The following is a 23,038-nucleotide window of genomic DNA, read 5'->3' as shown; positions in this document are numbered from 1 at the left end:
GCTCACACGTCCTTCAGCAGCCGCAGCGCGTCATAGACCGCGGCATGGATGTTGCGGGACGAGACCGCATCGCCGATCCGCCACAGGGTGAAGCGGCCCTCCGGGTTGCGCGCCACCGCCTGCGCCCGGCCGGCGATCATCGCCGCGTAGTCGACGGCGCCGAGGTTCGACGACAGCGGCTTCAGCGCGAAATACAGCTCGTCCAGCGGCAGGGTGCCGTGCTCGACCACCACCTGGTCGGCCCGCTTCTCGACCTGGCGGCGGCCGTATTCGTCGCGGAAGCTGGCGACCAGCCGGTTGCCGTCGCGGCGCACGCTCTCCAGCCGCAGGTTGATGGTGATCGCGACGCCGTGCTCGGAGAAGGCGCGGAAATAGGCGGGGTAGCTGGTGCCGCCGACATCCGGGGCCAGCATCCGCTCCGGCGTCACCAGCTCCAGCTTGCTGCCGGCCCCGGCGATGAACTCCGCCGCGGTCAGGCCGGGATGGGCGCCGTTGTCGTCGTACAGCAGCACGCTCTCGGCCGGCTTCACGGCGCCGCTCAGGATGTCCCAGCTGGTGGTCACCAGTTCCTCGCCGGCATCGAGGAAGCCGGTGTTCGGCAGGCCGCCGGTCGCCACCACCACAACGTCCGGATCTTCGGCCAGCACGTCCCCGGCCTCGGCATAGGTGTTGAAGCGCATCGCCACGCCGTGCCGCTCGCACTCGGCCATGCGCCAGTCGACGATGCCCATGATCTCGCGCCGGCGCTGCAGCCCGGCGGTGATGCGGATCTGGCCGCCGGGCTCGGCCGCCGCCTCGAACAGGGTCACGGCATGGCCGCGCTCGCCGGCGACGCGGGCCGCCTCCAGCCCGGCCGGGCCGGCGCCGACCACCACCACCTTGCGTCGCGGGCCGGTGCTGCGGGGCACGACATGCGGCATCGTCGCCTCGCGCCCGGTGGCGGCGTTGTGGATGCAGGCGGCCTGGCCGCCATAGATGCTGTCGATGCAGTAGCCCATGCCGACGCAGGGCCGGATCTCGTCCTCGCGCCCCGCCATCACCTTGCGGACGATGTGCGGGTCGGCCATGTGCGGCCGGGTCATCCCGACCATGTCGAGCTTGCCGGCCTCGATCGCGTGGCGCGCGGTGGCGACGTCCTGGATGCGGGCGGCGTGGAAGGTCGGCACCCTGGTCGCCGCCCGCACCTCGCCGGCGAAGTCGAGATGGGGGGAGGAGCGGGCGCCCATGCCGGGGATGACATGCGACAGCGCCTCGTCGGTGTCGATGTGGCCCTTGATGACGTTGACGAAGTCGATCAGGCCGCTGGCGACCAGCCGGTTGGCGATCTCCAGCCCCTCGGCCTTCGACAGGCCGCGGTCCCAATCCTCGTCGCACACCATGCGGGTGCCGACGATGAAGTCCGGCCCGACCCGGTCGCGGATGGCGCGCAGCACCCGGAAGGCGAAGCGCAGCCGGTTGTCCAGTCCGCCGCCGTATTCGTCGTCGCGCCGGTTGGTGGCCGGCGACCAGAACTGGTCGATCAGGTGGCCGTAGCATTCGAGCTCCAGCCCGTCGAGGCCGCCGGCCTGCACCCGCTCGGCGCCGTCGGCATAGGCGGCGACGATGCGCTCGATGTCCCAGTCCTCCATCGCCTTGGGGAAGGCGCGGTGCGCCGGCTCACGGATCGGGGAGGGGGCGACGACCGGCAGCCAGTCGGCCTTCGACCAGCTGGTGCGGCGGCCGAGATGGGTGACCTGGATCATCACGGCGGCGCCATGCGAATGCACGTCGTCGGACAGCTCCTTCAGCCAGCGCACCACCTCGTCCTGGTACAGCAGGATGTTGCCGAAGGCCTGCGGGCTGTCCGGCGCCACCACCGACGACCCGCCGATCATGGTCAGGGCGATGCCGCCCTTGGCCTTCTCGGAATGGTACAGGCGGTACCGCTCCTTCGGCATGCCGTCTTCGGTGTAGGCGGGCTCATGCGCCGTCGACATGAAGCGGTTGCGCAGCGTCAGGTGGCGCAGCCGGTAAGGCTGCAGCAGGGGATCGGCGTTCGACATGTCCGGTGTAGATCGTTGCTGTGTCTTCACTCTTTCGACCGGCCGGCCGATGGTAAACCGAATTTCCTTCACGCCGGCATGAGCCCAGTCGATGCAAACCCTCCGCGGCAGCCTGCCCTCGCTCAATGCCCTGGCGGTGTTCGAGGCCTCGGCGCGCCGGCTCAGCTTCTCCAAGGCGGCGGAGGACCTGGCGATCACCCAGTCCGCGGTCAGCCACGGCATCCGCCAGCTCGAGGCCTCGCTCGGGCTCGAGCTGTTCGTCCGCCACCACCGCCGGCTGGAGCTGTCGCCGGAGGGCGAGCGGCTCTACGCCGCGGTCGCCACCAGCCTGTCGGCGATCGCCCAGAGCATCGACGACATCACCGGCCGGCCGGCGGCGCGGCGCGAGATCGTGGTCGCGGTCTCGACCGCGATGGCGGCGCATTGGCTGCTGCCGCGCTTCGCCGCCTTCCGCGACGCCTTTCCCGCCATCCCGCTGCGCATCCAGACGGTGGACCGCGACCTCGACCCCGGGATGGACGGCATCGACCTCGGCATCCGGCTGGGCGACGGCAAATGGCCGGACCACGACACCGTGCCGCTGTGGCATGAGAGCGTGCATGCCGTGGCCAGCCCCGCCTATCTGGCGGCGCACGGTCCGCTGCGCGACGCCGCCGGCCTGCACCGCTGCCAGCTGATCCATTACGAGGACGCGCTGCGCCGCCGCGCGACCTGGGCGGAATGGTTCGCGGCGCTGGACATGCCGGCGCCCGGCCTGGCGCGGTCGCTGCGCGTCACCGACCACATGGTGGCGCTGCAGGCGGCGATGGACGGGCAGGGGGTGACGCTGGGCTGGCGCCCGATCATCGACGACCTGATCCGCGCCGGGCGCCTCGCCGACGCCTATCCCCGGCATTTCGTGACCGGGCGGCGCTTCTACTTGATCACCATCCGCGGCGCCGCCCTGCGCAAGCCGTTGTCGCTGGTGTGCGACTGGCTGGTGGCCCAGGCCGAGGCGATGTCCGGTCCCATCGGGCCGGAATGACCATGTCCGAAAACCGCGAGCACCGGTCTCGCGGGTGTGAGATGGTCAGCGGATGGACCTGCTCGATCGTGAAGCCTGCTACCGCGCCCTGGTGACCCGCGATCCGCGCTTCGACGGGCGCATCTTCGTCGGTGTGACCTCGACCGGCATCTATTGCCGCCCGGTCTGCCCGGCCCGCACCGCGAAGTTCGAGAACTGCCGCTTCTTCGCCTCCGCCGCCGCGGCGCAGGAGGCCGGGTTCCGTCCCTGCCTGCGCTGCCGGCCGGAGACGGCGCCCGACCTCGCCTCCTGGCGCGGCACCTCCAACACCGTGTCGCGCGCCCTGGCGCTGATCGCCGATGGCGGCATGGACGGCGACGCGGCGGGGGTCGAGGCGCTGGCCGACCGGCTGGGCGTCGGCGACCGCCAGCTGCGCCGGCTGTTCAAGCAGCATCTCGGGGCCTCGCCGGTGGTGGTGGCCCAGACCCGGCGGGTGCTGTTCGCCAAGCAGCTGATCCAGGAGACGCGGATGCCGATGGCGGAGGTGGCGCTGGCCGCCGGCTTCGGCAGCATCCGCCGCTTCAACGAGACCTTCCACGACCTGTTCCGCCGCCCGCCCAGCGCGCTGCGCCGCCGGGCCGACCTGCCGGCCGATTCCCTCGCCGCGTCAGGGGTGACGCTGCGGCTGCGCTACCGGCCGCCCTATGACTGGCCGGCGATGCTGGCCTATCTCAGGGCCCGCACCATCGCCGGCATCGAGGAGGTGGTGGGCGAGACCTACCGGCGCAGCGTCGCCGATGGCGACGACCTCGGCACCGTCGAGATCCGGCACGAACCGGCGCGCAGCAACCTGGTGGTGCTGGTCCGCTTCCCCTCGGTGCGCGCGCTGCCGGGGATCCTGGCCCGGGTGCGGCGGGTGTTCGATGTCGGCGCCGACATCGAGGCGATCGGCGCCCATCTCTCGCAGGATCCGTTCCTGGCGCCGCTGGTGGCGCAGCGGCCGGGGCTGCGCGCCCCGGGCGGCTGGGACGGGTTCGAGCTGGCGGTGCGCGCCGTGCTGGGCCAGCAGGTCACCGTGGTCGCGGCGCGCCAGCTGGCCGGCCGGCTGGTGGCGCTGTGCGGCGCGACGCTGCCGGAAGCCGACCGCCTGCACCCGGCGCTGTCCCGCGCCTTCCCGTCGCCCGAGCGCGTGGCCGCCGCCGATCTCAGCACCCTTGGCATGCCGGGATCGCGCCGGGCGACGCTGACGGCGCTGGCCGAGGCGGCGATCGCCGACCCGCAGCTGTTCCACCCCTTCGGCACCATCGAGGAGGCGATCGCCCGGCTGCTCAGCATCCGCGGTATCGGCGACTGGACGGCGCAGTACATCGCCCTGCGCGCGCTGCGCGAGCCGGACGCCTTCCCGGCCAGCGACATCGGGCTGCTGCGCAGCGCCGCCGACGATGCCGGCATCCGCCCCAGCCCGGCCGACCTGCTGCAGCGGGCCGAGCCCTGGCGGCCGTGGCGGGCCTATGCCGCCCAGCACCTCTGGGCCCGGGATGCGGGACAGGGAGTGGTGAATGGCTGAACCCTTGCGCCTGGTCTTCGACCGCATCCCGAGCCCGGTCGGCGAGCTGCTGATCGCGGCCGACGAGGCCGGGCGCCTGCGCGCCATCGACTGGGGGGAGGAGCAGGGGCTGCGTGAGCGGCTGGCCCGTTCCGCCGGGCCCGGCGGCTTCACCCTGGCGCCGCAGCGCGATCCCGCCGGGCTGACCGCGGCGATCCAGGCCTATTTCGCCGGCGACCTCGCGGCGATCGACACGCTGCCGGTCGAGGCCGGCGGCACCCCGTTCCAGCGCGCGGTGTGGGCCGCGCTGCGCGGCATCGCCTGCGGCACCACCGTGTCCTATGGCGAGATCGCGCGGCGGATCGGCCAACCCGGGGCGATGCGCGCCGTCGGCCTGGCCAACAACGCCAACCCGATCCCGATCGTCGTGCCCTGCCACCGCGTGATCGGCGCCGACGGGTCGATGACCGGCTTCGGCGGCGGCATCGCCCGCAAGCGCTGGCTGCTGGACCATGAGGGCGCCGGCAGCCCGCAGCTGTCGCTGGCCATCTGACGCCGCCTTCGCTTCACTGTCCTGAACGATTCCTGCCTGAACCAATCCTGGGAGAGAACCGCACATGACCGCTTCCCGTCAGGCCGCCGCCCTGCAGCAGTTCCGCCAGCTGCACCGGGATGGGCTGCTGCTGCTCGCCAATGCCTGGGACGCCGGCAGCGCCCGGGTGATCGAAAGCCTCGGCGCCAAGGCCGTCGCCACCACCAGCGCCGGCGTGGCCTGGGCCCATGGCTATCCCGACGGCGACGCGCTGCCGCTGGACCTGCTGGTCGCGTCCACCGCCGGCATCGCCCGCATCATCCGGGTGCCGCTGACCGTCGACGCCGAGGGCGGCTATGCCGCAGACCCGGCCGGGGTGGGCGAGGCGGTCGCCCGGCTGATCGGCGCCGGCGCGGCCGGCATCAACATCGAGGACGGAGCCGGCAGCCCCGACCTGCTCTGCGCCAAGATCGAGCAGATCAAGCGCGTGGCGGCCCGCAGCGGCGCTGATGTCTTCGTCAACGCCCGCACCGACGTCTACCTCCGCGGCCTCGCCCCCAAGGGCGGTGAGGTGGCCGAGGTGCTGGGCCGGGCCGAGCGCTACCGCGCCGCCGGCGCCGACGGCCTCTTCGCGCCGGGCGTGACCCAGGCGGAGGAGATCAAGGCGATCGCCGCCGGCACGCCGCTGCCGCTGAACGTGATGTCCCGGCCCGGCCTGCCCGGCGCGGCGGAGCTGGCGGGGCTCGGCGTGCGGCGGCTCAGCGCCGGCTCCGGCCTGTCGCAGACCGTCTATGCCCGGATCGCCGCGCTGGCCAAGCCGTTCCTGCAGGACGGCGTCTCCGGCCCGCTGGTCGCGGAGGCGATGCCGTATCCGGAGCTGAACGCGCTGATGGCGGAGAGGTAACACCCACTGTAACTGTCATTGCCCGGCTTGACCGGGCAATCCAGGGGCTTTCAAGAGCCGCTCTGGCCGCCCCCTGGATGCCACGGTCAAGCCGTGGCATGACAAAGTGAGGGGGCAGCGCAATCAGACTCCGCCGAGCCGAGCCGCCAGGCTTTCCAGGCTGGCCTCGAACCACACGCTGCTGCGCCGATTGGATTCCCGCACCCAGTCGCGCAGCGCGGTGCTGGCCTCGAGGTATCGCGAGATGTCGCCGATCACCGCGACCTTGAGGTGGTAGTTGACCGCCTTCTGGGCGAGCTCGCCGGCGATGCCGGTGCGCAGGTCGAAGAAGGCCGGGCCCAGGCGGCGGGCGGGCAGGGCGATCACCGAGGCGCGCTGGCCCAGCGCCTCGCCGACCAGGTCCAGGGCGCTCCGGGCGCTGTCGATCGCCGGCCCGTCCGCATCGCAGGACAGGACGCTCTCATCGCCCCATTCGAACATCTCGGCCATCGGTCGCTCCATCCAGCCGGCGGCTCAGGGCAGCGGCGGCATGGTTTCCGCCCACAGCGTGTGGTCGCTGTCCAGGACATGGACATGCTCGGCGTCGATGGCCTGGAACGAGGTTGTGCCGGCCTGCACCAGGACATCGGTGTCGACCAGCTGGCGCGACCTGGCGGTGGCCCCCTGGCGCCACAGCCGGCCGGAGGTGTCGAGGACATAGACGATGGTCGCGTCGACCGGCTGGAACGCGGCGACGGCGACATCGACCTTCTGCGGCTCGCCTTCGCCGGTCCTCCGCCACAGCGCGGCGTCGGCGCCCGTCACGGCATAGATGGTGTCGCCCGCGATGCGGAAATCGGTGACGGCGGACGCGACCTCCTTGCGGTCGGCCGCGGTGCCGGTCTCGCGCCACAGCATGCCGTCCTTGCCGCGGACATAGACCACGGTGGCGTCGATCGCCTGGAACGCGGCGACGCCGCCATCGACCAGCACCCGGTCGGTCATGTCGCCGGTGCCGCGCCACAGCCGGTCGTCGCGGCCCAGCACATAGACCGTGCCGTCCGCCAGCGGCTGGAACGCGGCCACGCCGGTGTCGACCGCCTGGCGTGCGGCGACGTCGCCGGTCTCGCGCCACAGCCTGCCGTCGGGGTCGAGCGCGTAGAAGACGGTGTCATCCAGCGCGTGGAACGCGGCGACGGCCGGGTCCAGCAGCCTGGCGTCCTGGGCGCCCATGGTCTGGCGCCACAGCCCGTGGTCGGTCGCCAGCACATAGGCGGTCTTGCCGCCGACGATCTGGAACTTCGCGGCGACGCTGGCCACCACGGTGCGGCTGTCGCGGCCGTAGCCGGCAGGTGGCGACGGCGTCGGCCCCGACGCGGCCCGGCCGGCGCGCGGGCCCAGGGCGTTCTGGCGCAGCGCCGAGACCGGATCCTGCGACAGGCAGCGACGGAACTGGGCGATGCCGCCCGGGCTGGTGAGGTCGCCCGAAAGCTGGGCGCAGAGCAGCCGCAGCTGCCTGGTCCGAGCGCTGTCCTCGGCCGAGGCGACCGCGGGGGCGAGCAGGGCGGCAGCCAGAGCCAGCCCGACGATCCACCGCTTCATGAGCCCCCGTCCCACCCTGTCGCCCCGCGTCCAAGCCCTTCGGAGCGGAGTGTTACGATGGGGCTGTGGCCGCAGAATGGCAGGAAAATGCTTATGAACGGTCACCGTGAATCTGCTGTTTTTGTCGAGGACATAGACGACATTCGCTCCGACTGGACGGAACGCGGCCATTGCGCTGTCCATCTTTTGCAAGCTCACTCGGGACACATCGCCATGCCCAAAGTGTCCGTCTATTGCAAAATGGACAATAGACATGTATATCTATGTCCATATGGATGAGGCGAGGCCGAGATGGACGGAAACAAATCTCGCGAGGCGGCGCTCACGTTTCTTGAGTATGTGGCTCAGAAGGGTCTGATGGCACAAGCAACCGCGCGGGCTCGGAAAGCTGCAGTGGGCAAGGTGCTGGGAATTCTCGACGAGGACGAGGCCCAGGACGTAACGTCGATTGATCTTGATGCCATCATGAGGCGCTTCGGGCACTTGCAAGGCAAGACATACACCCCTCAGAGCCTCGTCACCTACAAGAGTAGGGTGAAGGCAGCCCTAGACGATTTTTCTAGCTATGTGAAAAATCCACTCGCGTTCAAACCCAGCGTACAGGCCCGTGAGCGAAAGCCAATCCCGGGCAAGGCTTCGTTTAGAGTAACAAGAAACACCTCGGAGGACTTGACGCCAGAGGCGCCACGACAGTCGCCTTCAGCCGTTGCAGGGCCGATGGCCAGTAGCATCCTTCCCATTCCGATCAGGGTAGACCTGACGATTCACATCCAGGGTTTGCCGTTTGATCTCACGGAAGCGGAGGCAAAAAAGATCGCCAACGTTATACAGGCAATGGCAATGCCAGCATAAGCTTGCGGCTACGATCAATGGAGTGACGGTGTGTTAACGGGAGGTTGGCCGCTTAGCGCTTGCTGCTGTCTCGAAATTTGAGGGAACTATGGCAACTCATCCGTATATATCCGGTGCCGGGAACATCACACAGATGATCGGCTTCCTTCGTAAAAATTTTCCTGCGACTGTCAATTCCGATACGGTGAGAAAGCTTGGAGTTGCGCCTAAGAACGAGAGTTATGTAATAAATGCTCTCCAATTCATTGGGGTTATTGATGAAGAAGGCAAGAGAACCGTTCGTGGTCAAGAGATCCTAACCACACACGATGAAGAAGCGTTTAAGAAATCTTTCGAAAGCTTGATACGGGACTCGTATAAGGACCTCTTCGATCTACGTGGCGATGACGTCTGGACTATGAGCAAAGATGCGCTTATCGGCTATTTCCGGAGCGCTGATAAGACGAGTGAAGTGATCGGCACTCGTCAAGCAAGTCTGTTCCGGGCATTCCGGACGCTGGCGGGTCATGAGGAGGCCACGGCGGTGTCAAAGAGCAGTGGGGCACCTAAGTCGATCACCAAGGCTCCAAGGCCGAATGCGGTAAAGGCAAAGGAGCAGATTCATACATCTGCTCCTATCAAGCCGCCCGTGTCGGTGGTGCCCTCAAAGAAGGATATGGCGCTTACTGTTCGCATTGAAATCAACTTGCCGGCGGAAGCAAGTGCCGAAACTTATGACAACATCTTTAAGAGCATCAAGGCTAACCTGTTGAATGACTGATTCATTTTCTTCGTTCGAGCGGTTTGCGCGGAATGCAAGGCATGTTGGATCGCGCATCTCGCCAGAACCCAGCGAGCTCCATCCGTTCGATGAACGCAATATCCATCCAGATATTTCGGCTGTCTCGTTGAAGCTCTTTGACGATGGCCATTACTCGCAGGCCACGTTCGAGGCATTTAAGCTTCTGGACAACAAAGTGCGAGATGTTTCCGGTATCCAAGATAGTGGCTATAAACTTATGATGGCTGCGTTCAATGAGAATAATCCGAAGGTGAAGCTGAACGACCTTTTGACGACGAGTGATAAAGACGAACAAATGGGCTTCCGGTATGTCTTTGCAGGGTCGATGTCGGCGATACGAAACCCCCGAGGTCACGACATACTGACCGATTCCATCGGTCTGTGCCTAGATCACCTGTCATTTGCGTCGGTGCTGCTTCGTACCTTCGAGAACCGCAGATCGCCGCCCTGACACATGATCGGTAGCTACCTCGCAGAATATGGCGCCATACCACAAAATTGGCGATATGGCGGAAGGGGTGGGATTCGAACCCACGGTGACGTTGCCGCCACGCCGGTTTTCAAGACCGGAGCCTTAAACCGCTCGGCCACCCTTCCGGACGGCGCCTAACATACGGCCGGATCGGCGCGGCGCAAGGGCATCTTGATCCAGAACGCATCCGGCGACGCCCGCGCGGTGAAGCGGGCGTCGCCAGATGCGCAATCTCAGGCCTGCTGGTCCGTCCAGGCGGCGATGGCCCGGGCGGCGTCGCCGTAGAAGGTACGGTAGAGCTCGCGCGAGACGTAGCCGATATGCGGCGTCGCCAGCACGGTCTCCAGCGACCGGAACGGATGGTCCGGGGGCAGGGGCTCGACATCGAAGACGTCGATGGCGGCGCCGGCGATGCGGCGGTCGCGCAGCGCCGCGATCAGCGCGGCCTCGTCGACGATCGGCCCGCGCGAGGTGTTGACCAGCCGGGCGGTGGGCTTCATCGCCGCGAGTTCGGCCGCGCCGACCAGGCCGCGGGTGCGTTGGCCGAGCACGAGGTGGATGGTCAGCACATCGGCCTTGGCGAACAGATCGTCCTTGGACACCAGCCGCACGCCCTGCGCCGCGGCCTTTTCCGGCGTCAGGTTCTGGCTCCAGGCGATGGCGTCCATACCGAAGGCCTTGCCGATCCGCGCGACCTCCGAGCCGATCCGGCCGAGGCCGAGAATACCAAGGGTCTTGTCGCGCAGGCCGTCGCCGACGGTGTGCTGCCAGCCGCCGGACCGCAGCGACGCGTTCTCGGCGGCGATGTGGCGGGCGCTGGCCAGGATCAGGGCCCAGGTCAGCTCGATGGTCGGGCTGGAATCATAGCCGGTGTTCACCACGGCGATGCCGCGCTCGGCGGCGGCCGCGGCATCGATCGAGGCGTTGCGGGCGCCGGTCGAGGCGATCAGCTTCAGCCGGGGCAGGCGGTCGATCACCGCCTTGGGCAGCGGCGTGCGCTCGCGCATCACGCAGACGGCGTCGAAGGGCTGCAGCCGCGCCACGACCTGGTCGGGATCGGCCAGATGGTCGTTGAAGACGGTGATGCGGGCGCGGCCGTCGAGGGGCGACCAGTCGGCCAGCTCCAGCGCCACATTCTGGTAGTCGTCAAGGATGGCGACGCTCAAGGGTGTCTTGATCGCGGTCATGTTGGTCTTTCGCCGTCGGCGTTTGATGGATCGCGTCCCGCGGACCGTGTGATCCGGTCTTCGACGGGGCGTGCGACATTATGGACGCCGCCGGGCGCGGCCCCGACGAGCCAGATCGTCGCAAGCCGGAAGGTGGGTCGGGAGGGGCGGGAAATCGAGCCCGGGGCGATCCCCGCCGCTGCATCTGTTGTGTCCACCGGATTGAATTGTCAGGGTGGCCTGCAAAGTAGAACTGTCAGTGAAGGGCAGGGCGGGTAGCGGAGCCGTGGGCGAAACCGCTTGTCCGATCCGTAATTATCCCTCGCGGTGGTCGAAGGCTACGGTCCGATCCGGACAAGGATCGCACCGCACCGCCATGCACCGGCCTCTCATCAGCATCGCCCTGTGGGCGCCGACCGCCGGCCAGATCGTGCTGATCGGCGCGGCCGCCCCCGGCCACGCCTCGACGCAGGCAACAACTTGACGGCGCCCTCCTGGGCGCGGCTGGATCTATTCGGAGACGCACCATGATATTTTTGCCTGCTCTTCTCCTTGGCGTGGTGGCCGGCTTGCGCGCCATGCTGGCGCCGGCCGCCGTCAGTTGGGCGGCCCAGCTCGGCGCGCTCGACCTGTCGGGCACCTGGCTGGCGTTCCTCGGCTATCATTGGACGCCGTGGGTGCTGAGCGCTGCCGCAATTGCCGAATTGGTGACGGATCAGCTTCCTTCCACACCCAGCCGCAAGGTGCCGCCGCAATTCGCAGCAAGGATCGTGATGGGCTGCCTGAGCGGCGCCGCGATAGCGGCACCTTCTGGTGCCTGGATCGGCGGTGCCGTGGCCGGAATCGTCGGCGCGGTCGCCGGCACCTTGGGTGGAGCGGCGGTACGGGCCCGGCTGGCGGCCGCCTTCGGCAAGGACCGCCCAGCGGCAATCGTCGAGGATGCGGTGGCGCTTCTCGGCGCCATCGCGATTCTGGTCTTGGCGCGGTAACTCAGAATGACCGAGGCGCGGAGGGACCGTGAGGCAACGTTGATGCGCTTTCCCCTGAGAGACAGGTCGGCGTGGATGAGGCAGGGGGCACCGTCTGTGGCAGGCCGTCGACCAGGATGGCTTCACATCCCAACTTTGCACCGGCATCTGTAAGTCGGATAATATATATTATGGAAAATAAGATTGTGCTGACGACATCGTCACGAGGATGATCCGAAATCGGCTGCTCGCCTCGGCCCAACATTCCAGCGAGCCGATTGGTGCCGAGGGTTTGTGCTGGTGTCGACCTGGCCCTCGTCTCCCGCTTGCGGTCCGCAACGCCCCGACGGTCGCGGATCTCGGTCTTCAACTCGGATGGCGGGCGGCCCTGAAACGGCCGCCCCGCTATCCCGTCGAGCCGTCAGGCCGTGAACACGGTGAGCATCACGAAATAGCTGGAGACGACCCCGGGCAGCACACCGGCGTCGCCGCACCACACGGCGGCATTGGGCAGCTTGTTCCCGAAGGTTGTGTACGCACTGCCGTGGCCGTTTTCGGCCAGCGCGAGCGAGGTGACGTAGTTGCTGGGCCCCAATGCCGCGTCCAGGGCCGACTCGATGGCCCCGGCGAAGCTGTCGAGAGAGTTCGTCTGGGTCGCCGCGTTGTACAGTATCCCGTACAGATCGAGGCCCGCGCTCATCTCCCCCGGCGTCTTGGCGGCCAGGGATGCCGCCTGGGGCGGCCGAGCGGCGAGCTTATTCACGCCACGAAGAATCGCCATGAAAATCCTCCATAGAAATGCCAAATAACCTTTAAATGTTAAATCGACATTGATGGGTCGGCAAGGTGAAGTTGTTGATATGACGAGGAATACTATTGAGAAAAATGCAATATAATATGATTCCGAGCAATGTCTAATCATTGTTCCGGGCTGCTTGCGATGTATTGCCACCGTCATCCGGATCGGCTCTGCCGCAGCCCGAGCCCTGGAATCCCTCAGTGCACGGCGGCGAACATGATGTCCTCTTCGGTCGCCTCGCCGGCCCGGAACTCCTCCACCACACGGCCCTGGCGGCAGACCAGGATGCGGTCCGAGAGGTTCATGATCTCCGGCAGATAGGATGAGATCACCACGACGGCGAGACCCTCATCCGCCAGCCGGTTGATGATCTGGTGGATCTCCGCGATCGCGCCGACATCCACGCCGCGGGTCGGCTCGTCGAAGATGATCAGGCGCGGCCGCTGCACCAAGCCCTTGCCGATGACCACCTTCTGCTGGTTGCCGCCGGACAGCTCGACCACCCGGGCGTTGCTGTTGATGGCCTTGATGTTCAGGTCCCTGGTCCAGCGGGCCGACAGTTCCTGGATTTCCCTCAGGCCGACGATCCAGCCCTGTTCGCGGTCGGCGGCCAGCAGCCCGGCAAACAGGTTCTCGGCGATCGACATGTTGTCGAAGAAGCCCTCGCTCTTGCGGTCCTCGGTGACGTAGACGATGCCGTCCTTCACCGCCTCGCGCGGCACGGCGTAGCGCACCGGCCGGTCGTCGAGCTCGATGGTGCCGCCCTGGCGGAAATCGCGCTTGAAGATGCCGGAGACGATCTTGAAGGTCTCGGTCCGGCCCGAGCCGATCAGCCCGAACACCCCGGTGATCTGCCCCGCGAAGATCGAGAACGAGGTGTTGCGTACCATCTTGCCCATCGACACGTCCTGCACCGACAGCACCCGGCGGCCCGGTGGGCGCAGCCGGCCCTGGTCGCGGCTGCGGTACAGCGCGGTCGACAGCGTGCGCCCGACCATGGCGGAGACGATGCTGGCGCGGTCGAACCCGGCGGTCTCGCCGGTGGCGACCAGCTCGCCATCGCGCAGGATGGTGATGCGGTCGGCCAGCAGCAGCGCCTCCTCCAGCGCGTGCGAGATGAAGACGATGGAGACGCCGCGCGCCTTGAGGCGGCGCAGCAGCGCGAAGAAGTGGCGCTTTTCCTCCGGCGTCAGCGCCGCGGTCGGCTCGTCGAAGATGATGATCCCGGCATTGTGGTGGACCGCCCGGGCGATCTCGACCATCTGCCGCTTGGCCGCGCCCAGGGTCTCGACCACCGCGGCCGGATCGACCGGGAAGTTCAGCGACTGCAGGAACTGCTGGGCCGAGATGTAGACGCCGCGCAGCCGGTTCAACAGCTTCTCGGAGCCGAGATAGATGTTCTGCGCCACCGTCATCGACGGCACCAGGCTGGTCTCCTGGAACACCATGGCGATGCCGGCCTCCAGCGCCTGGTGCGGCGAGCGGTAGCGGACCTCGCGCCCGTTGTGGATCATTCGGCCCGAGGTCGCCTCGACCACCCCGGCCATGATCTTGGTCAGCGTCGACTTGCCGGCGCCGTTCTCGCCCAGCAGCGCGTGGATCTCGCCGCGGCGCAGCTCGAAGTCGACAGCGGTGACGGCCGGGACCCCACGATAGGTCTTGGTCACCCGTTCCAGCCTGACGATGGCGTCCATGTCAGTGCCCTGCCCCCATCCCCGTCCCTGGCCCCGTCCCTGCCCCGATGTCGATGGCGACCAGGCAGTCCCCGCCCTTGGCGGCGACGACCAGCCGGCCGCCATGCTCGACCGCGCTGCGGGTGCCGTGCCGCTGCCCGCCGGCCCGGCTGTGCAGGCTGGAGACCGGGCGATGGTCCGCGTCCAGCCGCACGACCATGCCGTAGGACCGGCTCGGCGCCCAGGGCTTGTGCAGCCCCATGGTCCGGATGCCGCCGCATTGCAGCGGCTCGAGGAAGCTGCGGCCGGAGGACAGGCTGGGCGCGATCCAGTAGGCCGGCGGCACCTGCTGCATCATCTCACGCCGGTACTCCGTCTCCTGCAGCACGAACTCGACCAGCCGGTTGCGCGGCGCGAACAGGCAGAGCCAGGCCCCGCCCGCCGCGGCCGGCGCTATCGTGGCGGGATAGCCGGGCAGCTGGTCGACCACCGTCGAACGTGCGCCCGTCCGCCCGTCGATGCGCACCAGGCGATGGCGCCAGCTTTCGCTGACCAGCACGCCGTCCTGGTCGGCCAGCAGCCCGCAGGGGAAGGCGAGATCTCCGGCCACCTGGCGGAAGGTGCCTGCCTCGCGCTTCCAAAGGGATCCCGACGCCCCCTGCCCCATCAGGTCGGCGGCCCATTCCGACGGGCTGTGGACGGCCGAGCCATTGGCCAGCCACAGGGTTCCGTCCGGTCCGAAGGCCAGCGCGGTGATGCAGTTGATCGCGTCCGGCAGGCGCTCCTCCTGGCCGCCGATCACCAGCCGGCCGGTCTCCAACCCCACGACGAGGTCGCCCGCGGGATCCACGGCGACCGCCGTGACGGGCGCCGGGAACGTCTCCCGCACGGTCACGCCGCCATCGGCCGCGACCGTGAACAGCGCGTTGCCGCTGCCGGCCACCAGCGTGCCGTGGATCGAGGCCAGGGTGTCCGGCTCCGGCAGCGCGGCGAGCAGCGGCGCCTCGTCGAGCCGGGTGTCGGGGCGGAAGGCGCCGTCCATCGGCGGGATGGTCACCGCCTTGCCCCGGAACAGGTCGAGGATCGGGTCCAGGATCATGACGGCCGCCCCCAATAGGAGTCCGGGCCGGTCCAGTCGGGATCGGCGCCGGGCAGCGTGAAGCGGCCGATGCGGTTGTTCAGGATGCCGCCGACGAACAGCTGGCCCTTGTGCTCGCGCATCGAGGTGACCATCGGATGGGACACGCCGGTCAGGTCGCCGAGGGTGTCGACGATGCGGCCGGCCTCGTCGAACTTCACCACGCCGCCGGTGTTGATGTTGGGGAACAGCCATTCGTCCTGCGGCAGGCGCCGGGTCATGCGCTTGCGCATGCCGGGATGGCGCAGCGACAGGTCGAAGCTGGGCGTGCGCATGCCCAGCCACGCCATCCAGTAGCCGCCGTCGGAGGCGCGGTTGATGTTGTCGGGATAGCCCGGCATGTCGCGGATCACGCATTCGACCGTGCCCGCCTTCGGCCCCTCGAGCCAGTAGCGGTGCACCCGGCAGGCCCAGCTTTCGGCGAAGAACAGCGACCTGCCGTCATGGGCGATGCAGACGCCGTTGGTGTAGCGGTAGCCGCTCAGCAGCGTGCGGGTCGACCCGTCCTTGGGGTCGAACACCAGCAGCCGGCCGGTGGGGCGGTTCTCGATCGAATCCAGCGCCCAGTCATGCGCGTCGTAGCGCGTGGTGGAATCGGTGAAGTAGATGCGGCCGTCGGGCGCGATGTCGCAATCATTGGGGTCGCGCAGCCGGGCGTCGTCGATGATCGAGGTGCGCGACCGGGCGGTCTCGGCCGATAGCCGCGTCACGGTGCGGTCGGGCGCGATCGAATAGAGGCCCATGGCGCCGACGCAGATGACCAGGTTCCCGGCGCGGTCGAAGGCCAGCCCGAGCGGGAAACCGCCGACATGGGCGAACACCTCCGACCGCTCGTAGCCGGGTGCGAAGAAGCGGACGATCTCGCCATGGCGGGTGCCGCAGTAGAGATGGTCGTCGCGGTCCAGGATGACGTCCTCGGGGCCTTCGAGCTCGCCGAGGCCGATCGGCCCGGCCTGCGACAGCCGGTTGTCGAGTTCATAGCTGGTGCCGGAGCCGGGCACCGCCGACTGGCTCTCGCCCATCTCGAAATAGACCGGCGCGACATACAGCTCGTTCAGCACCTTGTGGCGGTTCTTCAGCCAGCGGACATCGATGATGACGGCCGCCGCCAGCATGATGCCGAGCACCATCTGGTTGGTCCCGGTGCCATAGCCCAGCCGGATCAGGCCGTTGGTCATCAGCAGGACCACCACCGCGCCCATCAGCGCCTTGGGGATCGAGCCGCGGCCGCCGCCCAGGCTGTTGCCGCCGACCACCGCCGCGGTCAGCGCCAGGATCTCCAGGTTGACCCCGGTGCCCGGCCCTGCCCCGCTCAGCCGGCAGGCGACCAGGAAGCCGCCGATCGAGGCGCAGAAGCCGGAGAAGACATAGGTCAGGAACACCGTGCGCCGGACGCGGATGCCGGCGTTGTGGGCCGACCGCCGCGACCCGCCGACGGCCAGCACGTGCCATCCCGGGCGCGACCGCGTCAGCGCGACATGGGTGACCGCGGCCAGCACGGCCGCCAGGATCACCGAGACGGAAAAGCCGTGGAACGCCCCGTCGCCGATATAGTCCCAGACGTCGGAGCTGGCCTGGGACAGCTGGACCTTGGCGGCATAGGAGGTCACCAGGATGTCGAACAGCGCGCGCCCCAGGATGAAGGTCACCAGCGTTGTGATGAAGGCCCGCAGCCTGAGGTATCCCACGAGGTAGCCGTTCACCGCGCCGCACAAGAGCCCGGTGGCGATCGCCGCCGCCAGCGCCAGCCACACCGGCTGCTCCAGGATGAAGAACACGAACACGGCGGCGAAGGTCGAGAGCGCGAAGATCGAGCCGACCGAAAGATCGATGCCGCCGCCGAGCATGACGACGGTCATGCCGAACACCACGATCGAGAACTCACCCAGCTGGCGGGCCGTCTCCTGCAGCGCCGACGGCCGGAAGAACCCGGCGATGGCGGTGCCGAACACCGCGACCGTCGCCACCAGCGCCAGGAAGGGTATGGCGTTGTCGGCCCAGCGCTTGGTGAGGATCTCGCCGATGACATGGTTGGGGACCAAGCCGTGGCGCCAGGCCTGCCAGCGGTTGCGAAGGGGCATCGGGGATCGCCTTGGGCTCGGGCATCGGAAGGTCCGGCGGCCGGGTTGCCCCGGCCGCCGTCGTCGTAGTCGTAGTCGTAGTCGGGGTTACTGCGCGGCGCTGGCCTGCAGCGCCTTCAGGTCCCAGCAGCTGTCGGGCTTGAGGTCGGCCTTCGTCGTCGCCTTCTCCAGCGTGTAGATGTAGGTGTGCGACGTCCCCGCCGGCTGGCCGCTCTGCAGCAGGAACTTGATGATCGCGTTCATGTCGGCGGATTGGCGCGCCAGGTCGGTCATCACCACGGCGCCATAGGTGCCGTCCTCGAGCTTGTCGCAATCGGCCGACTTCTCGCCGCCGCCGGTGGTGACCAGGAACACCTTGTCCCGCAGGCCGGCGTCCCGGATCGCGGCGGACGCGCCGGTCGCATCCCCGTCCCAGAAGTCGATGATCGCGCAGATGTCCGGGTGCTGCTGCAGCATGGTCGCGGTGACGTTGCGCGAGGTGGTGGCGTCCCAGTTGGAATCCGGCTTGGCCACGACCTGGAAGTCCGGATGCTGGGCCAGCACCTTCATGATCCCGGCATATTGGTAGAGGCTCGAGGAATTGGCCTGGTCGCCCTGGACCAGCCCGATCTTCTTGGACGAGCCCGGGCCGCAGGCCTTGACCGCCGCCTCCGCCTCGAGCTGGCCGAGGCGGTCCCAGTCGCTGCCCACGAAGGCGTCGGCCGGGAAGTTGGCGGGATTGTCGACCAGGATGACATAGGTGCCGGCCTGTTGTGCCCGCTTCATCAGCTTGGAGTAGGAGTTGAGGTCCGGCGCATGGATGATCAGCACGTCCGGCCGGGTGTCGGAGGCGATCGCGTCGGTGATGGCCTGGGCGCCGGCATCCACCACCCAGTTCGGGTCGCGGGTCTCCAGCACCCCGCCCCAGGCGTCGATCTCCTTCTTGAGATAGGCCGTCCAGCCCTGGGCCAGGTCGAAGCCCATCGCCAGCGGCACCAGCATCACGCGCTTGCCCTTGAGGGCCTGGGCATAGGCGGCAGGACCCGGGTCCTGGGCCAGGTCCTCGGCATGGCTGGCCGTCACCTGGGCCGAAATCGTCAGGGCCGCCGCGGCGGCCAGAACCGTCTTCAGGTACTTCATCATGCTTACCTCTCTGCCGTTTCGTTGGGCCATGGATCGGGCCTGCGATGCTTCAGATGTCGCCCTGCTGCGCCGTCTGCTCGTCGCGCGGGTTGAGGATGCCGTCGACGATGATGGCGGCCAGCAGGATCCCCGCCTTGATCAGGTTCTGGTACAGCAGCGGGATGTCGATGATGGTCATGGTGTTGAGCAGGATGCCGGCCAGCGCCGCCCCGATCAGCACATTGCGCACGCCGCCCTTGCCGCCCGACAGCCCGATGCCGCCGATCACCGCCACCAGCACGATGTCGTAGAGCAGCGACGAGTTGACGATGCGGGTGTTGATCGAATGCAGGCTGGCCGCCGTCAGCAGCCCGGCGACGAAGGCGATCAGCGCCGAGATCACGTAGCGCAGCACCAGCATCGGCCGGACCGGGACGCCGATGTTGCGCGCGCCCGCCGGATTGTCGCCGGCGAAGTAGACGTAGCGGCCCCATTTGGTGCGGCGCAGGAACAGCGACACCGCGAGGGCGAGGATCGCGAAGATGAAGACTTCGACCGGGATGTCGGCGATGCGCAGGCCGCCGAGCCGCTCGATCCAGTGGCCTGATGGAACCGGCACCGCATCCTGGGTGATCACCTGCGAGCGGACATAGCCGAACACGAAGGACGCCGTCGCCAGCGTGACGAAGATCGGCTGCACCTCGGCATAGGCGACCAGCACGCCGTTCAGCAGGCCGATGAACAGCACGGCCGCCAGGGTGTAGGCCAGGGCCAGGCCGTCGCTGGTGCCGCCGTTGAGCAGCTGCAGGAACCAGGCCACCGACATCGCCATCACCGCGACGGCCGACAGGTCGATGCCCCGGCCGATGATGACGAGGCCCATGCCCAGCGCCAGGATGCCCAGCACCGAGACCGAGCGGACAATGGCGATGAGGTTGTCGGGGGCCAGGAATCCCGGCAGCCCGACCGCGGCGGCGGCGAAGATCAGCACGGCGATCGCCAGGACGATGCGTTCCTGGCTCAGCGCCACCCGGTAGGCCTGCGGTCGTCGGCCCGAGCGTTCATCCATGTCCACTGTCCACGTCTCGGTCCACATGACGCCGAACGGCCGGGGGCGACGTCGGGCTGGCAACCGCCCTCCCCGCCGATCCTCCATGATGACTTCGGCTCAGATTGCGTCAATTGCCGTCGAGTTGCAGATCAACGTGACAGTGGCAAAGCCAGCCTGTTTTCCCCGCAGCAGGGCCATGTTGCAGGTAAATTGCAATCTCGCCTGCATCGGTGGCATCCGCCGGGGTTCCAATCCGCCGCGCGATCGGGCGGCCTTCTGCGACGGGAATCGAAAGCGCCGAAGGGCCGGCGAGATCACTTCCGGGCAAATCGGTGCAGGCTTTCGGCGAGGATCCCGAGGCAGCCGACCAGCAGAAGGATGCCGCCGCCAAGGGGAGGAAGGCCTGCCCAATGCACGGCAGCCGCGATGGCGGCGATCAGCCCGAGCGCCGCCAGCGCCAAGGCCCCGTCGTCGATGAACAAGCCGATGAACTCGGCGATCAGGGTCCGGATGACACTCATGGGATGGCCGCCCCCGTCTGTGAATTGTGGACCGAGCGCAGCAGCCGCGTGGCCATGAGCGAGGCGATCGCGACCACCGCCAGGATGCCGAGAAGACTGAGATCCGCACCCGGCCAGCCGGCCCCGAGCCCCTCGCCGGTCCAGAAGATGCCGAAGGAGGTCAGCAGGAGGCCGACGGCGAATTTCAACGTGTTCTCCGGCACCCGCGACAGCGGCTTGTGCACGATCAGCCCGATGGCGAGCACCAGGAGGCAGGCGGCGGCGGCGCCGAGGCTGGCATAGCCTGTCATCCCGCGGCCGGCGCCGACCGCGATCACGATGAAGACCACCTCGACGCCTTCCAGCAGCACCGCCTTGAAGGCAGCGGCGCCCGCCAGGACATCGGCCCGGCGTTCGGCGCTGCGACGCTTCAGCAGATCCGCCTCCGCCGCAAAGGCCCGTTCCTCGTCGCGCAATGCGATGAAGCCCGAGGCCCGCAGGATCGCCTTCCGAAGCCAGCGCAGGCCGAAGAGGATCAGCAGGGTCCCGATCACGAACTGCAGCAGTCCGATCGGGACCAGCTCGAGCAGCGGCCCGAGGACGAGGATCAGCGCCCCGAGCACGATGAGAGCCAACGCCGTGCCGGCGAAGGCCGGCCGCCATCCTCGCGACAGGCCGACCGCGAGGATGATGGTGAAGGCTTCGACGACCTCGACGAAGGATCCGAGGAAGGCCGCGGTCACCGTCGAGATGATGGCAGTGATGTCCGTCATGGCGTTTTCTTCGCCCCTCGCTTCAGCCAGAGTTTGTCGATCTTGCCGCGCTGGGCGCCGAGCATTTCCAGGCTGGCGAGGGCGGCGTCGCGATCGCGCGCGGCCAGGGCGATGATCATCGCCTCGATCAGGACCAGGGTGCCCGCATGCATCGAGAGGTGCCCGGCCCGCCCGCGGGGAACGGGAAGCACTTCGGCGACGCGGCCGTGGACGAAGGGGCCGAGACTGTCGCTGACCAGCAGCACCGGGACGCGGCCCTGGTCTGCGACGTCGAGCGTCACCGCCACCTCGCGGTAGATCGGCGCGTAGGCGATCATCAGGATCGCATCGCCGGCGCCGACTTCGAGCAGCTGGTCGGCGAGGCCGATGCCGGTGGCGGAGAGCACACCGGTCGCCAGTCCGATCCGGTTGAACTGCAGCGCGGCGTATTCGGCCAGGCTGCCGGACGGGCCGATGCCGAAGACATAGCGGCGCCGGGCCGAGAACAAGGCGTCGACGACCCGCCCGAAGCATTCCTGGACCTCGGGAGCCGCCAGCACCTCCAACGCCTCGCGATGCGTGGTGAGGACGTGGCGGAGGGCCGCGCCGGCATCGTCGCCCGTCTCTTCCAGAGTGCGGCGCAGCCGACCGCCAGGCGTCGAGCCGGTCAGATGGGACAAGAGCGTTTCGCGCAGATGCGAAAGGCTTTCGAAGCCGAGCGACCGCGCGGTGCGGACCACGGTCGCATCGCTGGTTCCCGCCTCCGCCGCGATCTGCGCGGCGGAGGCGAGCAGCACCGCCTCCTTCTGCTCGACGAAAAAGCGCGCCATCCGCTGCTCGGCGGGCGTCAGGCCCGGCAGTGCCGTGTCGACCAGCTCGTCAAAGCTGGATGGGGTCGGTCTGGCTGTCGCTGTCATGTCTGCGGAACAGGCTGTGTTGTGTTTGCTACATCAGCATATATGAGAAGCATACGCTACGCAGCAATGACGTCATGCCGTTTTTCACGACAACCGCAACAAACCGATCGGCCGAAGCCCTCACGCGTGATCGGAGGTCTTGGTGAGGTAAGGCGCGAGGTTGGTCGGGCCCGGGATCACCGCCAGGGTCTTGAGCCGGGCGATGGCGCGGCGCTCGGCCGCCAGCAGGTGCGTCTCCAGCACCGCGGCGGCGGCCGGCCAGGCCTCCTGCGCCAGCAGCTCGAGCGCCATCCGGTGCTCGGCCAGGATCGGCTGGTCGTCGGCGATGCCCAGCGACCGGGTGAAGGCGTGGGTGGCCAGCAGCGGCAGCTGGTTGTGGCGCAGCGCGTCGGCCAGCCGCGCATTCGGCGTCGCCAGCACGCAGCGGACGTGCAGATCCTCCTCGATCGCGTCCATGGTCTCCGGCTTCGGCCCGGCGGCCTCGGCCTGGCGCAGCCGCTCCAGCATGCCCGCGATCACCTCCCGCGGCAGCGTCGGCGCCGCGCTGACCAGGGCCGGCGGTTCGAGCAGGCGGCGCATCTCGTACAGCTCCCGGATCGCCCGGGCCGTCAGCGGCCCTGCGATCCAGTGCGAGCTGGGGTTCTTCTCGATCAGCCCGCGCTCCTGCAGCCGGCCCAGCACGTCGCGCACCACGGTGCGGCTGACGCCGAAATGGTCGGCCATCTCGGCTTCGACGATGCGGTAGCGGCCGAACACCAGGCAGGAGGCGACCTGGCGCTCGGCGACGGCGTAGATCCGTTCCCACGACGCGCGGGACTGCAGCGCCTCGTCGATTTCCTCCGGCGCGTCCAGGCCGAAGCCGCGGATGTCGGCCCGCAGCGGCGCCGGGCCGGCCGCCTCCGGCCCGACCAGGAAGCCCCGGCCCTCGAAGCGATGGATCAGCCCTTCGGCTTCCAGCCGGGCCAGGGCCCGCTGCACCGGGGCGCGGCTGGTCTGGAAGATCTCGGCGATCGGGCCTTCCAGCAGCACCAGCCCCTCGGGCAGGCGCCCCTCCCCGATCGCCGCGCGCAGTGCGCGGTCGACGATCTCATAGAGCCGTGGAGGGGACGCGTTGGTCGCCGTGTCCGTCGCCATATCCGTCATGGAATGCCGCAGCGTCTCGATGTCGGTCGTCCCGGT

General features: G+C 68.3%; 22 protein-coding genes and 1 tRNA gene. 8 read left to right on the top strand and 15 right to left on the bottom strand.

From position 1 onward, the window contains the following. Nucleotides 1–2: 2 nt before the first annotated feature. Nucleotides 3–2,042 carry an oxidoreductase gene (locus AB4112_RS25400; RefSeq protein ID WP_441723735.1) on the bottom strand — a complete coding sequence of 680 codons (2,040 nt, stop codon included), beginning with the start codon at nucleotides 2,040–2,042 and terminating at the stop codon, nucleotides 3–5. A 91-nt stretch (nucleotides 2,043–2,133) separates the two neighbouring features. On the opposite strand from AB4112_RS25400, the gene AB4112_RS25395 reads away from it, so the two are divergent. The 4 genes from AB4112_RS25395 (at nucleotide 2,134) to AB4112_RS25380 (ending at nucleotide 6,027) form a co-directional block, all read left to right on the top strand. Next, entirely contained in the window at nucleotides 2,134–3,066 is a 933-nt protein-coding gene (locus AB4112_RS25395) for a LysR substrate-binding domain-containing protein (RefSeq protein ID WP_441723733.1), read from the top strand. 52 nt (nucleotides 3,067–3,118) lie between these two features. Continuing rightward, nucleotides 3,119–4,612, top strand: coding sequence for an AlkA N-terminal domain-containing protein (locus AB4112_RS25390; RefSeq protein ID WP_441723731.1), 1,494 nt, complete (start codon nucleotides 3,119–3,121; stop codon nucleotides 4,610–4,612). Continuing rightward, nucleotides 4,605–5,144 carry a methylated-DNA--[protein]-cysteine S-methyltransferase gene (locus tag AB4112_RS25385; RefSeq protein WP_309799555.1) on the top strand — a complete coding sequence of 180 codons (540 nt, stop codon included), beginning with the start codon at nucleotides 4,605–4,607 and terminating at the stop codon, nucleotides 5,142–5,144. The genes AB4112_RS25390 and AB4112_RS25385 overlap by 8 nt, the downstream gene beginning before the upstream one ends. A gap of 64 nt (nucleotides 5,145–5,208) precedes the next feature. Next, nucleotides 5,209–6,027, top strand: coding sequence for an isocitrate lyase/PEP mutase family protein (locus tag AB4112_RS25380; protein WP_309799553.1), 819 nt, complete (start codon nucleotides 5,209–5,211; stop codon nucleotides 6,025–6,027). Nucleotides 6,028–6,150: 123 nt separating this feature from the next. On the opposite strand, the gene AB4112_RS25375 is transcribed toward AB4112_RS25380, so the two are convergent. Together AB4112_RS25375 and AB4112_RS25370 are read right to left on the bottom strand one after the other, a co-directional pair. Continuing rightward, nucleotides 6,151–6,516, bottom strand: coding sequence for a DUF4180 domain-containing protein (locus tag AB4112_RS25375; RefSeq protein WP_309799551.1), 366 nt, complete (start codon nucleotides 6,514–6,516; stop codon nucleotides 6,151–6,153). Between the two features lie 24 nt (nucleotides 6,517–6,540). Next, nucleotides 6,541–7,608 (bottom strand): hypothetical protein, encoded by a 1,068-nt coding sequence (locus tag AB4112_RS25370; protein ID WP_441723728.1) that lies wholly within the window; start codon nucleotides 7,606–7,608, stop codon nucleotides 6,541–6,543. Nucleotides 7,609–7,899: 291 nt separating this feature from the next. Here AB4112_RS25370 and AB4112_RS25365 point away from each other — a divergent pair, with 291 nt between their 5' ends. The 3 genes from AB4112_RS25365 to AB4112_RS25355 all read left to right on the top strand — a co-directional run bounded on the left by AB4112_RS25365 (nucleotide 7,900) and on the right by AB4112_RS25355 (nucleotide 9,692). Further along, nucleotides 7,900–8,460, top strand: a complete 561-nt coding sequence (locus tag AB4112_RS25365) for a hypothetical protein (RefSeq protein ID WP_441723726.1) — start codon at nucleotides 7,900–7,902, stop codon at nucleotides 8,458–8,460. 88 nt (nucleotides 8,461–8,548) lie between these two features. Next, nucleotides 8,549–9,220, top strand: coding sequence for a DUF5343 domain-containing protein (locus tag AB4112_RS25360; RefSeq protein WP_441723724.1), 672 nt, complete (start codon nucleotides 8,549–8,551; stop codon nucleotides 9,218–9,220). Further along, on the top strand, nucleotides 9,213–9,692 hold the full coding sequence (locus AB4112_RS25355; protein WP_441723722.1) for a TIGR02391 family protein: 480 nt from the start codon (nucleotides 9,213–9,215) through the stop codon (nucleotides 9,690–9,692). The genes AB4112_RS25360 and AB4112_RS25355 overlap by 8 nt, the downstream gene beginning before the upstream one ends. A 56-nt stretch (nucleotides 9,693–9,748) precedes the next feature. Here AB4112_RS25355 and AB4112_RS25350 read toward each other — a convergent pair. Continuing rightward, a tRNA-Ser gene (locus AB4112_RS25350) sits at nucleotides 9,749–9,838 on the bottom strand. 108 nt (nucleotides 9,839–9,946) lie between these two features. Further along, on the bottom strand, nucleotides 9,947–10,900 hold the full coding sequence (locus AB4112_RS25345; protein WP_441723720.1) for a D-2-hydroxyacid dehydrogenase family protein: 954 nt from the start codon (nucleotides 10,898–10,900) through the stop codon (nucleotides 9,947–9,949). Between the two features lie 506 nt (nucleotides 10,901–11,406). Here AB4112_RS25345 and AB4112_RS25340 point away from each other — a divergent pair. Further along, nucleotides 11,407–11,868, top strand: a complete 462-nt coding sequence (locus tag AB4112_RS25340; RefSeq protein WP_441723718.1) for a DUF4126 domain-containing protein — start codon at nucleotides 11,407–11,409, stop codon at nucleotides 11,866–11,868. Nucleotides 11,869–12,268: 400 nt separating this feature from the next. Here the strand turns inward: AB4112_RS25340 and AB4112_RS25335 are convergent, their stop codons facing one another. From AB4112_RS25335 to AB4112_RS25290, 10 genes are all read right to left on the bottom strand, one after another. After that, complete coding sequence (locus tag AB4112_RS25335) at nucleotides 12,269–12,628, bottom strand: hypothetical protein (RefSeq protein ID WP_441723716.1); 360 nt, start codon at nucleotides 12,626–12,628, stop codon at nucleotides 12,269–12,271. Nucleotides 12,629–12,843: 215 nt separating this feature from the next. Further along, nucleotides 12,844–14,340, bottom strand: a complete 1,497-nt coding sequence (locus AB4112_RS25330) for a sugar ABC transporter ATP-binding protein (RefSeq protein WP_441723714.1) — start codon at nucleotides 14,338–14,340, stop codon at nucleotides 12,844–12,846. A 1-nt stretch (nucleotide 14,341) separates the two neighbouring features. Then, nucleotides 14,342–15,418 carry an SMP-30/gluconolactonase/LRE family protein gene (locus tag AB4112_RS25325; protein ID WP_441723712.1) on the bottom strand — a complete coding sequence of 359 codons (1,077 nt, stop codon included), beginning with the start codon at nucleotides 15,416–15,418 and terminating at the stop codon, nucleotides 14,342–14,344. Continuing rightward, complete coding sequence (locus AB4112_RS25320) at nucleotides 15,415–17,538, bottom strand: ABC transporter permease (RefSeq protein WP_441723710.1); 2,124 nt, start codon at nucleotides 17,536–17,538, stop codon at nucleotides 15,415–15,417. The genes AB4112_RS25325 and AB4112_RS25320 overlap by 4 nt, the downstream gene beginning before the upstream one ends. An 87-nt stretch (nucleotides 17,539–17,625) precedes the next feature. After that, on the bottom strand, nucleotides 17,626–18,660 hold the full coding sequence (locus AB4112_RS25315; RefSeq protein WP_309799536.1) for a sugar ABC transporter substrate-binding protein: 1,035 nt from the start codon (nucleotides 18,658–18,660) through the stop codon (nucleotides 17,626–17,628). Nucleotides 18,661–18,709: 49 nt separating this feature from the next. Continuing rightward, nucleotides 18,710–19,708: an ABC transporter permease gene (locus tag AB4112_RS25310; protein WP_309799534.1), complete on the bottom strand. Its 999-nt coding sequence runs from the start codon at nucleotides 19,706–19,708 to the stop codon at nucleotides 18,710–18,712. A gap of 296 nt (nucleotides 19,709–20,004) precedes the next feature. After that, nucleotides 20,005–20,211, bottom strand: coding sequence for a hypothetical protein (locus AB4112_RS25305; protein ID WP_309799532.1), 207 nt, complete (start codon nucleotides 20,209–20,211; stop codon nucleotides 20,005–20,007). Continuing rightward, on the bottom strand, nucleotides 20,208–20,963 hold the full coding sequence (locus AB4112_RS25300; protein ID WP_309799530.1) for a COG4280 domain-containing protein: 756 nt from the start codon (nucleotides 20,961–20,963) through the stop codon (nucleotides 20,208–20,210). The genes AB4112_RS25305 and AB4112_RS25300 overlap by 4 nt, the downstream gene beginning before the upstream one ends. Next, nucleotides 20,960–21,859 (bottom strand): MurR/RpiR family transcriptional regulator, encoded by a 900-nt coding sequence (locus AB4112_RS25295; protein WP_441723707.1) that lies wholly within the window; start codon nucleotides 21,857–21,859, stop codon nucleotides 20,960–20,962. Before AB4112_RS25295 ends, AB4112_RS25300 begins: the two co-directional genes overlap by 4 nt. A 120-nt stretch (nucleotides 21,860–21,979) precedes the next feature. Next, nucleotides 21,980–23,002 carry a GntR family transcriptional regulator gene (locus AB4112_RS25290; RefSeq protein WP_309799527.1) on the bottom strand — a complete coding sequence of 341 codons (1,023 nt, stop codon included), beginning with the start codon at nucleotides 23,000–23,002 and terminating at the stop codon, nucleotides 21,980–21,982. Nucleotides 23,003–23,038: the final 36 nt, after the last annotated feature.

The organism is Inquilinus sp. 2KB_23 (assembly GCF_052115705.1).
GTDB classification, from domain to species: domain Bacteria; phylum Pseudomonadota; class Alphaproteobacteria; order DSM-16000; family Inquilinaceae; genus Inquilinus; species Inquilinus ginsengisoli_A.
Note: the sequence above shows the minus strand (reverse complement) of the source record. Positions and strands in the feature narration are given on the sequence as shown.

Bases quoted from the DNA above. Each gene is read 5' to 3' on its own strand.
- AB4112_RS25400 (WP_441723735.1), bottom strand. From the start codon at position 2,042: ATGTCGAACGCCGATCCCCTGCTGCAGCCTTACCGGCTGCGCCACCTG.
- AB4112_RS25395 (WP_441723733.1), top strand. From the start codon at position 2,134: ATGCAAACCCTCCGCGGCAGCCTGCCCTCGCTCAATGCCCTGGCGGTG.
- AB4112_RS25390 (WP_441723731.1), top strand. From the start codon at position 3,119: ATGGACCTGCTCGATCGTGAAGCCTGCTACCGCGCCCTGGTGACCCGC.
- AB4112_RS25385 (WP_309799555.1), top strand. From the start codon at position 4,605: ATGGCTGAACCCTTGCGCCTGGTCTTCGACCGCATCCCGAGCCCGGTC.
- AB4112_RS25380 (WP_309799553.1), top strand. From the start codon at position 5,209: ATGACCGCTTCCCGTCAGGCCGCCGCCCTGCAGCAGTTCCGCCAGCTG.
- AB4112_RS25375 (WP_309799551.1), bottom strand. From the start codon at position 6,516: ATGGCCGAGATGTTCGAATGGGGCGATGAGAGCGTCCTGTCCTGCGAT.
- AB4112_RS25370 (WP_441723728.1), bottom strand. From the start codon at position 7,608: ATGAAGCGGTGGATCGTCGGGCTGGCTCTGGCTGCCGCCCTGCTCGCC.
- AB4112_RS25365 (WP_441723726.1), top strand. From the start codon at position 7,900: ATGGACGGAAACAAATCTCGCGAGGCGGCGCTCACGTTTCTTGAGTAT.
- AB4112_RS25360 (WP_441723724.1), top strand. From the start codon at position 8,549: ATGGCAACTCATCCGTATATATCCGGTGCCGGGAACATCACACAGATG.
- AB4112_RS25355 (WP_441723722.1), top strand. From the start codon at position 9,213: ATGACTGATTCATTTTCTTCGTTCGAGCGGTTTGCGCGGAATGCAAGG.
- AB4112_RS25345 (WP_441723720.1), bottom strand. From the start codon at position 10,900: ATGACCGCGATCAAGACACCCTTGAGCGTCGCCATCCTTGACGACTAC.
- AB4112_RS25340 (WP_441723718.1), top strand. From the start codon at position 11,407: ATGATATTTTTGCCTGCTCTTCTCCTTGGCGTGGTGGCCGGCTTGCGC.
- AB4112_RS25335 (WP_441723716.1), bottom strand. From the start codon at position 12,628: ATGGCGATTCTTCGTGGCGTGAATAAGCTCGCCGCTCGGCCGCCCCAG.
- AB4112_RS25330 (WP_441723714.1), bottom strand. From the start codon at position 14,340: ATGGACGCCATCGTCAGGCTGGAACGGGTGACCAAGACCTATCGTGGG.
- AB4112_RS25325 (WP_441723712.1), bottom strand. From the start codon at position 15,418: ATGATCCTGGACCCGATCCTCGACCTGTTCCGGGGCAAGGCGGTGACC.
- AB4112_RS25320 (WP_441723710.1), bottom strand. From the start codon at position 17,538: ATGCCCCTTCGCAACCGCTGGCAGGCCTGGCGCCACGGCTTGGTCCCC.
- AB4112_RS25315 (WP_309799536.1), bottom strand. From the start codon at position 18,660: ATGATGAAGTACCTGAAGACGGTTCTGGCCGCCGCGGCGGCCCTGACG.
- AB4112_RS25310 (WP_309799534.1), bottom strand. From the start codon at position 19,708: ATGGATGAACGCTCGGGCCGACGACCGCAGGCCTACCGGGTGGCGCTG.
- AB4112_RS25305 (WP_309799532.1), bottom strand. From the start codon at position 20,211: ATGAGTGTCATCCGGACCCTGATCGCCGAGTTCATCGGCTTGTTCATC.
- AB4112_RS25300 (WP_309799530.1), bottom strand. From the start codon at position 20,963: ATGACGGACATCACTGCCATCATCTCGACGGTGACCGCGGCCTTCCTC.
- AB4112_RS25295 (WP_441723707.1), bottom strand. From the start codon at position 21,859: ATGACAGCGACAGCCAGACCGACCCCATCCAGCTTTGACGAGCTGGTC.
- AB4112_RS25290 (WP_309799527.1), bottom strand. From the start codon at position 23,002: ATGACGGATATGGCGACGGACACGGCGACCAACGCGTCCCCTCCACGG.